A 13,230-nucleotide genomic window follows, 5' to 3' on the forward strand; every position below is an offset into this window, starting at 1 on the left:
AAGGATAAGGTGAAAGGTATGAACACATACTCCGAAAACCTGCAGAAAACGGTCAGCTCAACGCTTGGCGGCTTGTATGCAGAGGAACAAAAAATTCAGTCTGACCAGCGCAGTGCAGAATATAACTTATATTATGCCCAAGGTGCACTGATCAGCTGTGGAGATCACAAGGCGCACACTCATGATCAGTTAGCACAGGCCAGAGCGGTTAATGAACAAGCGGTGCTGTGCGACAACATTGTGGTCAACTTGGCGGACACCGCGACACAGCAGCAATCTAATACCACAACGGCAATCAGCAATGTGGCAACGGCGGCAGCTAATATTAAAGCGGCGTCAAATTCTATTTCGAAAATAGCGGCCAATGTGGGGAGTGCGCTCAATATCGCTTTGGCGTCTTGTTATAACACGGATATCTACAAAAAGACGCAACAGGCAAACCATTTCATTTCAGAGACGGCAAACGAAGCCGAGTATACTTCAAAACTGGCGATGGAAGCATCTAGTAAAAGTTCTGAATTAATGAGCTCGGATGTGGTCGCGAATGTGACGACTTCAAAAAATGCACTCGAAGCTTTGTTAACTGAATTGAACGATGAGGTTGCCAAGTTGACCACACAATACGAAAGTGATCAGCTGACAGAAAACGATGATAAAAAAGCTGAACGCAAAGCTGAAGGCGTACTTAAAGATGCCAAAAGTGAGCTGCTAGGGGTCGATGATTCAATTATAACAGCTAATACTAACCTAAACTTGGATCTTACTTGCACGTTAACCCCACAAAGCGGGTCAATAGAAGTGGCTAGTACTGAGTATCTAGGGCCATTTTATCGTCACCCCGCCAACTTACCAATCATTCCATCAGCAACTAACCAACAATTCGTATTTTTTGCCAAAGCAAGTACTCAGTCGAGTATAACGCTGGAGCAGATTGAAACCTTATTTGGTGAATACTATAAAGCCCCAGCCTCTGGAGGCTCCAACCAAGAAACGCCAGCCCAAGAAACACCAGCCAATCGTTTTTACTTGATGGCACCGAGTGATGATCAACATTATCAATCCATAACCAAACACTATGCGGGCAGCAACAATAGTAATTTGGTAGATATTGATGGACATGCAATTGCGCTAGGTCAGCAATATATCGCTTATGTATATGTTGAGTTGAGCTTAGAGTACCAGCGCTACATTGGCGTGTACGATAATGTGATCAGCAGCCCTTCAGCCTCATTCACACCGGCTTTAAATGTGCCTTCTGTATCTCAAATTCAAGTAGACACAAATAGCATTACAGTGACGCTTGATCAGCCAAGTTGCCATGATGAGGGTGAGGTGCATCTTGACTGTAGAGTAATGCTTTTACCTGAGGACAAGCCCGACGAGAGTGGACTATTGAACTGCTCAGACTACGACACAGTGCCATTTTATTTTAATACAGCGATAGCTCAGCAAGTGTCGAGTGCGAACTATATCAAAGGCACTGTGAATAATAATTCTGTCACTGCGGATATTACCAGTGACACAACGGATAACTTTGGCGATCCGCTAGATAAGAGTGGCGAAACAACTTATTACGTGGCTGTACTGTGCTTACCAGCGGATGCGGCAGATCAAACGAGCTACATACCACACTTAACCTTGGATGGCACAACTTATCCGTCAGGGACTCAACATACTGTGTCACCTCCAGTAAGTTCAGCATCAGCAAAATCAAGCTCAACAAAATCAAGCTCAGCGAAAAAAACTGCGAGCAAAAAGGCATCGGGTGACAACGAATCAGCCGAAACAGACCAAGAGTAATTAAGGAGAATTCATTATGCCTCAAAATACAACTAATTCGGCAGGCCATGGATACCAGTTAAGCTATGGCGTTGCCCAATCAAAAAACTCAGACATCCAATCTTTAACGGATCAAGTCACACAGGCTCAGTTTACGGTCAATGAATTATCTAATGTGGTTGCATCGCTGACAGAAAAGCAAGCCTATTTTGCCAATTTGCTGGCTTTAGCAAGTAGCAAACAAGCAACATCGCTTAGTCATTACAATCAAGCCAAAACGCTTAGCTCTGATGTTACTGAAACGCTCAGATATGTAGACATCGTGGCGACTCAAATTGGTGGCCATACTGCAGCGTCGGGATCTTTAAGTCAAAAGCTGTCAGAGACGGCTGAATACATGTCAAAACTGATAAACAAGTTGATTTTCTCAGTAGATGTGATTGAAAAGCTGTCTGATTTTGTGAATCGAAGAAAGGCAGTTAATCAGGTGATACCAGATGACCTCATCACATTTTTAAACAATGCGGTGGCAGAATCGAATAATGCTGTATCGTTGACACTCACTGCATTACAAAGCTGCTATGCCAGTATTACACCAGTGGCAGAAACCTCAGAAGTTTCCACAGTGCAATCTACTCAGGCGCATAATTTGTCTGAGCAAGTGACTCATTTGCAGAACTTGTTGCAAGATTTATATGAAGCATCAACAGACAGTTACAAGCAAGCACTGTCAGCCAGTAATATGGCGAACACGCAGCTAGAAGATGCACAAGCACAACTGGCTGAAGCAAAAGCTACCTTAGCATCGCTTAATGCGGGCTTAGAAGCCGCTAAAGCCGCAGCATTTGCAGCTTAAAGATGAGCACTGGGCAGGGGCTTGTTGAGTAAGATGTACAGCAAGTTCCAAGCCTAGGTTTGGCAAGGAGTTAGCAATGATATACAAAGATTTCTTCTTCGACAGCTACAACGACAGTGGCTGGATCCCAGTGCATCCGTTTGGCACGCAAGCAGAGCTGGGCGATGTGTTTCAAATCCATCAAGGGCGCATGCTTACGTTGCTCAATGCTGGATGTGATCTTGATTTAGTGAACCATATTCACGCCAATGAACCTTTTACGCTAAGACAAGATGATTGGCGTCATGCTCGGGCGTGTTTAAAGGTTGATGACAGCCTTGTTGTAGAGCAGCAGTTTGAAGAGCAACTTATCAAGCGTCAGCAAACCTTTCGCTTTAGTGCCCCGGGCGGCTATCTGTTTTATGGAGATGACCCCTCGGCCACATATATGCGTAATTGGTCACAACTTGCGCCAGAGCTAATCGTGAAGTTGACACAAAGTAAATATACTTTTCGTCAAGCTTATGTGGTTACTGCGGTGGCTCGAATGTACCGGTGGGGCTTGGCTGTGGCGGCAACGGATGGGGCTGAGCTTATGCTTGAAGGGGAGCGTGAACATAGTCGCTGCTTGTTTGAACAGCAACACTGTAACATCACCAACAGCAGTGGGTTGGCGTTTTTTGAGCACAATAATGAGCGACCCATTTACTTTTTTAAAGCCAAAAAGCTCACCATCAGCGACCGTAAATTTGATGAATATTTATATGATTTGTATAAAAGAGGCACCTTTAAACCTCAGTTACCTATCGACAATTGGCTGCACGCAAATTTATTAAGTCTGGCGACAACCGAGCAATTAAACATCAACACCTGTCAGGACTTTTTCCAATGGCAAGATGCCACGTTGGATGACGTTTTGCTGTTAACACAAACCCAGCGATAGGAGGCTGCACCATGAGCTATCCTCTGGAACAGAATTTGGCTGCACTGTATCGAGAAATGGACTGGTTACATTCTGTCGTCAATCAAGTGATCTGTAATTACCTAAAACAGGAAGGGCATGAAAACCATTGGTTTGAATTGGCCCCACCTACCGTTGAACAGAAACAGAGCGCATATGAAGACCTCGTGCTCGAATGGGAGCTAGACAGTTTTGAGCGGTTAGCTTTGGCTTTGGCTATGGCGCCTGCCATCAAGCCTGAGGTGTTAGATATTCTGTTTGGTGTCAATCAGCTCATTGACAGGGGATTTAGTGAGTTTGGTGGGGTGAGTGACAAAGCATTTGGTGGCTTTTTACCCACAGGGCAAACACTAAACTTTTTGATTGCAGGCAACGATCCGCCGTGGCGCGTATACGTTGACAGGCTGTTGTCGAGCCGTCACCGCTTTATGGCGGAACAAGTGACTGAGCTGATGAGCGCCGATGCCGCGCTACCGCACTGGGCTGGGGTGTATAAAATCACTGAACACTGGTTAAACTTCTTACTCACGGGTAATCATGTACAACCTGAGCTCAGTACCAGTTTTCCAGCGCATGCCTTAGAAAGCCCTCACCAGTGGCACGATTTGGTGCTTGATTACGCGGTAATGAAACGAGTCGATGAAATTCGAGCATGGTTGTCATACGGGCATGTATTGATGACGGACTGGCAGCTTGGCAGAAAAGTAAAACCGGGCTATCGCGCGGTATTTTTTGGCCCACCTGGAACCGGGAAAACCATGACTGCGGCATTGCTTGGAAAAGTGACAGAGCGGGAAATCTACCGTGTTGACCTATCAATGATAGTGTCAAAGTACATCGGTGAAACCGAGAAAAACTTGTCACGTGTATTTGATGTCGCCAGTTACAAAGATTGGATTTTATTCTTTGATGAGGCGGACTCGTTGTTTGGCAAACGGACCGCAACGAGCTCATCCAATGATCGCCACGCCAATCAGCTCACAGGGTATTTATTGCAGCGGATTGAAGATTTTCCGGGGACGGTCATTTTGGCCACCAACTTACGTGCCAATATGGATGATGCGTTTACCCGACGCTTCCAAAATATGGTGCAGTTTACCATCCCAGGACCACAAGAGCGGTTAAAGCTGTGGCAAAACGCCTTTGATCAAGTTTGTGATCTGGCCGAAGACGTTAACCTTGAGCGGATTGCTCAAGACTTTGAGCTGGCTGGGGGACAAATCATTAATGTTTTACGCCAATGTGCTCTACAGGCCATTCGCAGAGATGAACGTGTGGTCTATCAGGCCGACTTACTAGAGAGTATTCGTCAAGAGTTTCAAAAGGATAATAAGACAATCAATATCTCTGGTGTGGAGGCATTACGTTGAATAAGACGTAGGCATCAACTAATGATCGCAAGGCAATAGCAGGGCCAGATATAAACCACTGGTTTTAGAGTAAGGATAGTGACATGAGTGATAACAAGCGGCAGTACCAACGAAAACAAAAAGCGAGCACCCAACAAGCGGCTCAGCTGCAAGGAGCAAGCGTATTGGCTGATAATCGGCCGGCATCAGTACAGCGACAAAAGCGCAATACCACAGGGCTGCCTGATAATTTAAAGTCAGGGATGGAATCGTTATCTGGCATGAGCTTGGATCATGTAAAAGTGCACTATAACTCTAGTAAGCCCGCCATGGTGCAAGCGCATGCTTATGCACAAGGCAGTGACATTCATCTGGCTCCGGGGCAATCGCATCATTTACCTCATGAATTGGGGCATGTGGTCCAACAGGCGCAAGGGCGTGTTAAACCAACGACACAAGTAAACGGTATGAACGTTAACGACAATGCTGCGCTTGAGCATGAAGCCACAGTAATGGGCAATAAAGCGTTGCAGCGTGCAAGCCATGACAGATACGCGGGAGCCAATTTTTCCTTACAACAGCAGCGTTTGAAGACCAGCGAGTTTGCACAATTTAAATCAATGGATAGCGTTGGCCTTGAAGGTATTGGCTACGCCGTCATGAGCCGCAAAACTTATCAAAGGTGGCAACATTCAGAGCAGGCCACGGCTCAGTTACATGGCAAATGCGAGCATGGACAAAACATCATTGTTACGCAATTTCAGGACAAGGAACTTGGCACAAAACAACTCGCAGGCCTAGGTCATAAGGTCAAAGGAGGACTGTTAATTGCTGAGGGTGGATTAACACTTGCTGCAGGGGTGGCGGTTTTAATTGCTAGCCATTTTGCTCTGTCGGTGCCTGCGATTGCAGCCATTATTGTGGGTGGTTCAAAAATATTGCGTGGTATTTTAACGTACACAAGTCAAGGCAAGCCATCGAAATCAGCAGTGGCAATCATGGATGCATGTCGCGCCTTAGAGTCCATTTCGGCAATTGTCGGTGGTGCGTTCTCTGGTAATGTCTTTGGTATTGTGTTTGGTGCAATCAAAGCGTTTCGAAGCGCAACTACAGCGTATGCAGATTACCTGCAGAACGTGAAGGATGAACAGGGTAACCATAAGCATCCAAAACGTATGAAAGCACTAAAATGGTTAAATTCAGGTTTACATGTGCTGGAACTAGTTGCTGCTACAGGGGCGGGGGTCACAGGACTCAACTCGGGCAAGACGAGCTCCACGATTTTAGGGGGGGCCACGTTGGCGAGTAACCTGCCTAAAAAGGCACGTGCAATTGATCAAGTGAATGATGCCGCGGGGAACAATAACAGGTAGGTGTTATGAAAAAACCCCTTAAACAATGCGTTCGATCAAAGCTGCTTGTATTGCGGCTTGTAGAGTCTACAAAGTACAACTAAATTCATTATGGGACTGACTGATACTCTGGAGATTAAGTATGTCACAGCAACACGGATTTTCGATTGGCATTGGTCGCATGAATGACGAATTTGTAATTCACATGAAGGCATTTGGTACGCTTACTCATGAAGACTATAAAACCATTACCCCGATGCTTGAAGGCGCCTTTCAACAGGTGAAGCACCCACACGTGAAAGTGTTGGCAGATATGACCCACCTAGAAGGGTGGGAATTGCACGCTGCGTGGGATGATTTTAAATTGGCACTAAAATATGGATCTCATTTTGAAAAGGTCGCTTTAATTGGCGCACAACCTTGGCAGGACGCGTTGGCTAAAATCGCGGGTTGGTTTATTGGTGCAAAAGTTGAGCAATTTAGTGAGTATTCACAGGCTAAAGCTTGGTTATTTGAAAATGAAAGAGCTTAAAACGGCTTTTCACACTGTGTGATTGATTAAGGCGTAGCGTTATCTTCATTAAGTAGTTGAATATACGCAGCGCCTCTTAATGTGCACAGCGCTTTTTAGCTAGTCTACCTTCGTACCTAAAAAAACCAAAAAATTCAACTAACTGTAAATATGGGGGCTTCATCTCATTGTGATTGTGGCAGGTCAGTAGTTTGCATAGGCTGATAATTGTACACGTTTCATAATTGGAGTGAGAATATGCCCAGCAGTAGATCTTTTTCATCCTTATATCGCACATTATTGCCGTTTAAGTTTCTGACATTAATTGTTTTTAGTGGCTTTAGCATGGCAAGTGACGCGCTATTTTCTAGCATCTTGCCTATGAAAGAACGCGCTGCTGTGATTGATGAGTTGACCGCCAAGCGGGTCAGTACTTTGCTACCAAAACTGATGAAGCAAACCAATCTGGATATGTGGGTTTTGATTAGCCGTGAATACAACGAAGACCCAGTTCTAAAAACCATGCTGCCAGCCACGTGGCTTTCAGCACGGCGCACCACAATTTTGGTTTTTGCTCTTGATAAGCAAGGGCAGGTCAATGCCTATGCAGTTGCCCCTTATAAAATTGGTAATGTATTCAAAAGTGCGTGGGATAAACATACGCAACCCGATCAGTGGCAGGCATTGGTGGACTTGATAGACAAGTACCAGCCTAAGCGTATCGGTGTGAATACCTCGAAGCACTGGGCTCACGCAGATGGCTTGGTGGTGAGCGACCAGAAAAAACTATTGGCCAAAATACCAGCTAAATATCAGCAGCGTCTAACCTCGGCCGAACGTTTGGCGGTTGGTTGGCTTGAGCAGCGCATCAATGAAGAAATCCCTTATTTTAAACAAGCCGTTGCCATTGCGCAGGCAATTATTGCGCAAGGCTTTTCTAACGAGGTGATTGAGCCTGGGCAAACCACCACCGATGATTTGGTTTGGTGGCTGCGCGAACGCGTTAGAGAATTAAAGCTACAGACTTGGTTTCACCCTAGCGTGTCGATTCAGCGCGCTGATAAACGTCAATTTGACCATGAGTCCAGTTTTACCAACGTGGATGGAGACAATGTCATTCAACCGGGCGACTTATTGCATGTTGATTTTGGTATTGTTTATCTGAGATTACACACTGATACACAGCAGCACGCTTATGTATTAAAAGCAGGCGAAACGTCACCACCTGAATATCTTCAAGCAGCGTTACACTCGGGCAATCAAGTTCAGGACGCGTTAGTTGAACAATTTAAGGCAGGAAGAACAGGTAACGAAGTACTGAAAATGGCACGCGAAGCTGCAATCGAAAGAGGGCTGAAACCAACCATATATACACATCCTCTTGGTCTGCATGGTCATGCGGCAGGCACCACAATTGGCATGTGGGATGCGCAACAAGGTAAACCTGGTGATGGGGACTATCCCTTACACTTAAATACGGCCTACTCAATAGAGTTGAGCAATGACGTTTATCTAGAAGCGTGGCAAAAGCAAATTCGCATCATGCTAGAAGAAGACGCATTTTTTAATGCTGATGGTGTTAAATATCTAAATGGCAGGCAAAAACAATTACATATCATAAAGGCGCGCTAAAGCGCCTTATTTGTAAGGGGATGTAATAGCAATTCAGGCATATTTGAACTACACATAAGTGGCTAATTGTAGCAACGGAGCTGAAAAGTAGGAGGGAATATGTCTAATTCAGGTCACACAGAGCAAAAAATTTCAAAACGTTCACTTAAGAGCACATGCACCCCAGAGCCCGCGTTAGGGCCACTGAGCCAGTTACCTGGCGTGTGGAAAAACTCGGGGCAGTTTCATGGGCATGGTTGGAACATGATCGCAGTACCTTTTCCATCGGGTAATCATGATTACCGTTTACTCAATAACCAATACAACGAAACACTCACTTTTCAACTGGTCGACAAAAATGTGCCTAATCGTGGCATGAGAGGCGATCAAGAAGTATTTACCGTAGATTATGTCCAAGCAATCGAACAAATTGCAGCAGCTGATTTTCCAGAATCGGGATTAGCGGGGGAGCCTGGGCTTGCTATCCACCATGAACCGGGTTTATGGCTGCACATGAAAGATCACACAACAGGGGACTTAGATATAGCCCGTCTGTCCAGCATTCCGCATGGTGATGCCGTGATGGCACTGGGGAAAAGCCAAAAAAACCATACGGGATTCGACATTCCTAGCATTAGTGGGTTGCCAATTGGTGTCAATCAGAACTTGGACAATCCATACCTGCATCCATATTTGCACTTCCATGAGCACCTATTCCAAGGTGTGTTTGACCCAACCAAGCCCAACGAGCTGCTCAATCAAGCGATTTTACCTTTCTTCCAGCAAGACAAAGTAGAAAGTGTAACGCAGTTGAAAGTTGATTCTGCACTGGCCAGTGGTGGCGTGAACAATATTCCGTTTATCACTCGACAAGCGAATGCAACAGAAGTGAGCTCTATCTTTTGGATTTATGAGCTTAAAGAAAAGCACCCAAATGGTGAGCCAAAAATGTTGTTGCAATACACTCAAACGGTATTGCTAGAGTTTTTTGACAGTCCCATTGGGCCTGGCCTTATCAAATGGCCTCATGTGAGTATAAACACACTAGAAAAGCAACCAAGTAAATAGTGCTAAAGAGAGCTTATTGGCTATCGATTGTATTGTGGTAGTGAGTAAGCTCTATTTATGTTTGACTGGATTATTCGCCTCAATGAACCGTTGCAAAAATACTTGTTAATCAATATGCTGCTTTCATCCCGTCGCTACAACATACAAAAAATATGATTCAAGGATTAAACCATATCACGCTTGCTGTGAGCTGCCTGACACGTTCATTAGCATTTTATAAGGATGTATTGGGGTTTAAGGCCCATGTTAAATGGCACGGCGGTGCTTACTTGTCTATTGGGGAACTTTGGCTGTGTCTGAGCTGTGGTAAACCTTGCGCTAGGAATGATTACACACATATTGCTTTTGCTGTGTCACCTTCGGATTTTGAGCGCTTCAGTCGCCGAGTTTTGTCGGCTGGTGTGTCGCAGTGGAAGAAAAACCAAAGCGAAGGGCTTTCTCTTTATATTTTAGACCCTGATGGTCATAAGCTTGAGTTACACGTAGGTAATTTAGAAAGCCGTCTTAATACATTAAAGCAAAAGCCCTATGACGGCCTTACTTGGTTGTAATGAGATAAATGGAATAAGTTTCATTTTGGCAAGTATTTAACATCTCTAATTAACGATTATAAAGCCTGTACGCTTAATTACTGTATGTGCCCCATGATGGGTTTTAATTGATATCTTAGCTTTGATCAGATGTTTGTATAAAAATTAATAATATTTTTCTTTTTTTCTCTTCATTTTAATTTTTATATTACAGAGTAGGTCGCGATTATTAATAATTTTTATGTTATAAAAGGTGCTTGTATTAAGATTGCTATTGTTTGAATTTTATTCACTTTATGAAGTTTTATTAATTTATTAGGCTGTTTTGTAGTCAATAAAGGAGCAAAACAATGAAAATAAAACTGAATAAAAAATCTATCAAAGACTTAAACACCAACAAACAACTAAATGAGCAGCAAACTCAGCAGGTGGGTGGGGGATATACAGCCCCTTGGATGTGCCAACATAGCTATCCAGTATGTTATACATCACCGGGTGTCTGTTGATCTGACATATAACCAAAAAGGCAGCCAACAGGCTGCCTCGTTTGCTTATCTTATTGCACTCGCTATTGCTGCTCAGTTTGCCCCATAGGTGAGAGCAACCTGCCTTTTTCATCTCTTGGTGGCTCTAGCGTGTTATATCTTTCCATCGCTTGCTCTGATAACTGTAAACCTACATCGTCATCATAAGATTCGCCACTGGTACTTTTCGTTGTTACGCCTTGGCGACTGATACTACAATATCCTTTTCGTTCAAAATGCGCGTTGCCAAAGAACCAGAGGCTACCAAACGCGGAGTTTTCCACCCATTCATGCCAGTGGCCAGCACCGATTTCGGGGCGCGAGTCTTTGACTTGAGTAACCAGCTCCCATTCCATGCCATCATGGCCGCGTTCGTTCCAGAAGTCACCATACATAAAGACCTGATCACCTTCTTTTTCGGCTACGCCATTCCAGTTGGGGTAAGTATTTGAAACCCAGCGATAGATTTCATGTGTACCACTCACGCCTACAAAGTAAAAGCATAGGCCTTGTGTGGCCCAGCGAGCATGAATGGAAGAACGGTCATCGTGGAACGTGATCATCCACTGATTACCTTCTTGAGTTAACGTTGGTTTGTAAAGTTGTGCTTGTACTGCTGTGCTTGATATTGCGCACGCAGCTATGCAACATGCTAATAAGCGTTTCATTACGGCTCTCTCCTTATTCCGGTTAACGAATCTCCTTAATGGAGTCCTTTTCAGCGCTGTGTACTTAACACAGTGCGATGCTGTGTTCGAACGGAGGATTTGTACACAAAGCGTCGTGCTAAGTATGGTCAAACAAACTTAAGTTGGTGGGATACAGAGAGTGTACTGTTCGAGGTAATCACGCAAAATGGCTTATTAAGTTTACTCTTTTGAGCGCCATAGACCGGCAAATCGATATCATCAGGTTAAGTAGAAATAATTGCTGCCACTTTAATTAGAGGCAGTCAGTTGAAAGTACAGAATTTTCATGAGTAGCCACTGAGCCTGTTAGACAAAGCATGGATCAGATAGCTAGATTTGATGAATTTTTATCAAATTGTGACAAAAAGTAGTAGGTGGTTTACCCAAACTGATAGGTAAACCATCGGTTACTTAGGCTTTGTTCTATTGGTATTGTTACAGTGATTCTACGCCATTCAACGATTCTACCTTAGACATCAGTTGGTTATTCTGGCTTGTGATCTCATGAAGGTAAATAGAGTCATTTGTTTTGGCCAGTTGCAGCGCTTGCTTTGAGGCTGACAACGCTTTAACGGGCTTGTTATCGAGATTGTAAGCCGTCGCTAAGCTATCCCATAAGATTTCCGATTGAGCAAAGTGTTTTACGCCTTGTTCTAAAATCTCAACGCCCCAAGCGGTTTTTCCTTCGTAGGCTGCTTTGAGGCCATACACATTGTATTGATGTGCTGATAACGGGAAATTGTAACCGTACTCGCCGCTTATGTGTTGATAAAACACTTGTAGTTGCTGCAGTGACATCACGTCAACCTCGGGCACTGCATTCCAATTATGAAATAGTGACTTGAGTGCTTGAGCATTGCCAACCAATGGGGTGCTGTCATGGGTTTCACCATTAAAGCGCTGACTAAACCAGTGTAAGTTTTTGACTGGCTTCTTCTTTAAGGCATCAAGCATAGCAATATACGAGTCGTTCATTTCGCCAGGTTCGTTGGCCATACTCAAAAACCAGCGCTTTGGCTGGGTAAGCTGCTCGGTGGACAAATAAGTATCCATCAGTGTTTTTTCATCCCACCAGAGACTGGGACTAATTGCGATGTGCGCGTTAAACTCGTTCTCATTTTGCAGTGCTAAATAGCTGGTGAATAGTCCGCCCATAGAATGTCCTGAGATCACATAATACGGCGCTATCCGATATTTAGATTTTAGGCTTGGGAGTAGTTCTTTGTGCAGGTATCCCTTAAATGCGCTAGCTTGGCCAGAGCGCCCTACAAATTCTTCATGCTCAGTTGGGGTGAAATATTGTAGACGTTTGTGGGTGCTTACTCCCACCACGACCATTTCTGGCAAAATTGCATAGGTGCTTAAAAACTGTGTACTTGCTGCAACGTGTGGAAACTGGGTCGCGCCATCAAGCACAATCAATAGTGGGTAACTAAATGAGCTGGAGTGGGTATAGGTATCGGGGAGTGAAACGCGCACGGTAGTGGTTTCATCAATGATTTTAGAGGTGATTGAAAAGCGCTCTACATTAGCTTGGCAAATGCTGGTAACAAACGCTAACAAAGCGATGAATGTTTTCATGTTCTTTCCTACATTGGGGTATTGCAAGTATTTTCCACAGTCAAATCACAGGGCTTGGCTATGAAAATGACTAGCTCGTCGCTATTTAAACTGCTCAGTCGGTACTAAGCGAGCCTCGCAAACTTCAATACGGTCCCATACTTTTTCACTCACATAGGGGTCTTTGGCCAGCCACTCATCAAGCGCGGCTCGGGTTGGAAACTGTAAATGAACGGATGAACCTATCATTTTTCCCTGATCATCTAACATGGCACCACCACTTAAAAAAATCCCCTGTTTGATCATGCGTTTGATGCCTTCAAGGTGGGCTTCTCTACAGGCTAAACGGCGGTTAAGTGCGTCGCTATCGGTGTGGTCATAGGCTGTGACGATGAATTGCATTGTGCTTCCTTATATAAATGCGAGATCAAAGTAAATGAGTTTAGAAACAATTGATTTAA

13 protein-coding genes are annotated in these 13,230 nt (G+C 44.4%); 10 read left to right on the forward strand and 3 right to left on the reverse strand.

Going from position 1 to position 13,230, the window contains the following annotated elements; genetic code table 11:
* The first annotated feature begins 18 nt into the window (after positions 1–18).
* The 10 genes from BET10_RS13265 (at position 19) to BET10_RS21515 (ending at position 10,502) form a co-directional block, all read left to right on the forward strand.
* Entirely contained in the window at positions 19–1,800 is a 1,782-nt protein-coding gene (locus BET10_RS13265; protein ID WP_070986062.1) for a hypothetical protein, read from the forward strand.
* A 16-nt stretch (positions 1,801–1,816) separates the two neighbouring features.
* Complete coding sequence (locus BET10_RS13270) at positions 1,817–2,635, forward strand: hypothetical protein (protein WP_070986063.1); 819 nt, start codon at positions 1,817–1,819, stop codon at positions 2,633–2,635.
* Between the two features lie 76 nt (positions 2,636–2,711).
* Positions 2,712–3,557, forward strand: coding sequence for a hypothetical protein (locus BET10_RS13275; RefSeq protein WP_070986064.1), 846 nt, complete (start codon positions 2,712–2,714; stop codon positions 3,555–3,557).
* An 11-nt stretch (positions 3,558–3,568) separates the two neighbouring features.
* Entirely contained in the window at positions 3,569–4,945 is a 1,377-nt protein-coding gene (locus tag BET10_RS13280; protein WP_070986065.1) for an ATP-binding protein, read from the forward strand.
* A gap of 83 nt (positions 4,946–5,028) precedes the next feature.
* Positions 5,029–6,297: an eCIS core domain-containing protein gene (locus BET10_RS21865; protein ID WP_083330544.1), complete on the forward strand. Its 1,269-nt coding sequence runs from the start codon at positions 5,029–5,031 to the stop codon at positions 6,295–6,297.
* A gap of 121 nt (positions 6,298–6,418) precedes the next feature.
* Positions 6,419–6,808, forward strand: coding sequence for a SpoIIAA family protein (locus tag BET10_RS13290; RefSeq protein WP_070986066.1), 390 nt, complete (start codon positions 6,419–6,421; stop codon positions 6,806–6,808).
* A 237-nt stretch (positions 6,809–7,045) separates the two neighbouring features.
* On the forward strand, positions 7,046–8,419 hold the full coding sequence (locus tag BET10_RS13295; RefSeq protein WP_070986067.1) for a M24 family metallopeptidase: 1,374 nt from the start codon (positions 7,046–7,048) through the stop codon (positions 8,417–8,419).
* 99 nt (positions 8,420–8,518) lie between these two features.
* The gene (locus BET10_RS13300; RefSeq protein ID WP_070986068.1) at positions 8,519–9,466 is read left to right on the forward strand and encodes a heme-binding protein; all 948 of its coding nucleotides are present in this window, start codon (positions 8,519–8,521) and stop codon (positions 9,464–9,466) included.
* Positions 9,467–9,618: 152 nt separating this feature from the next.
* Positions 9,619–10,017, forward strand: a complete 399-nt coding sequence (fos, locus tag BET10_RS13305) for a fosfomycin resistance glutathione transferase (protein WP_070986069.1) — start codon at positions 9,619–9,621, stop codon at positions 10,015–10,017.
* A gap of 329 nt (positions 10,018–10,346) precedes the next feature.
* The gene (locus BET10_RS21515) at positions 10,347–10,502 is read left to right on the forward strand and encodes a hypothetical protein (RefSeq protein WP_170829155.1); all 156 of its coding nucleotides are present in this window, start codon (positions 10,347–10,349) and stop codon (positions 10,500–10,502) included.
* A 62-nt stretch (positions 10,503–10,564) separates the two neighbouring features.
* On the opposite strand, the gene BET10_RS13310 is transcribed toward BET10_RS21515, so the two are convergent.
* The 3 genes from BET10_RS13310 to BET10_RS13320 all read right to left on the reverse strand — a co-directional run bounded on the left by BET10_RS13310 (position 10,565) and on the right by BET10_RS13320 (position 13,171).
* Entirely contained in the window at positions 10,565–11,188 is a 624-nt protein-coding gene (locus BET10_RS13310) for a hypothetical protein (protein WP_070986070.1), read from the reverse strand.
* A gap of 456 nt (positions 11,189–11,644) precedes the next feature.
* Positions 11,645–12,790, reverse strand: coding sequence for an alpha/beta hydrolase (locus BET10_RS13315; protein WP_070986071.1), 1,146 nt, complete (start codon positions 12,788–12,790; stop codon positions 11,645–11,647).
* An 81-nt stretch (positions 12,791–12,871) separates the two neighbouring features.
* The gene (locus tag BET10_RS13320) at positions 12,872–13,171 is read right to left on the reverse strand and encodes a YciI family protein (RefSeq protein ID WP_070986072.1); all 300 of its coding nucleotides are present in this window, start codon (positions 13,169–13,171) and stop codon (positions 12,872–12,874) included.
* Between the last annotated feature and the right edge of the window lie 59 nt (positions 13,172–13,230).

The organism is Pseudoalteromonas amylolytica (assembly GCF_001854605.1).
In the GTDB taxonomy this organism is placed as follows: Bacteria; Pseudomonadota; Gammaproteobacteria; order Enterobacterales; family Alteromonadaceae; genus Pseudoalteromonas; species Pseudoalteromonas amylolytica.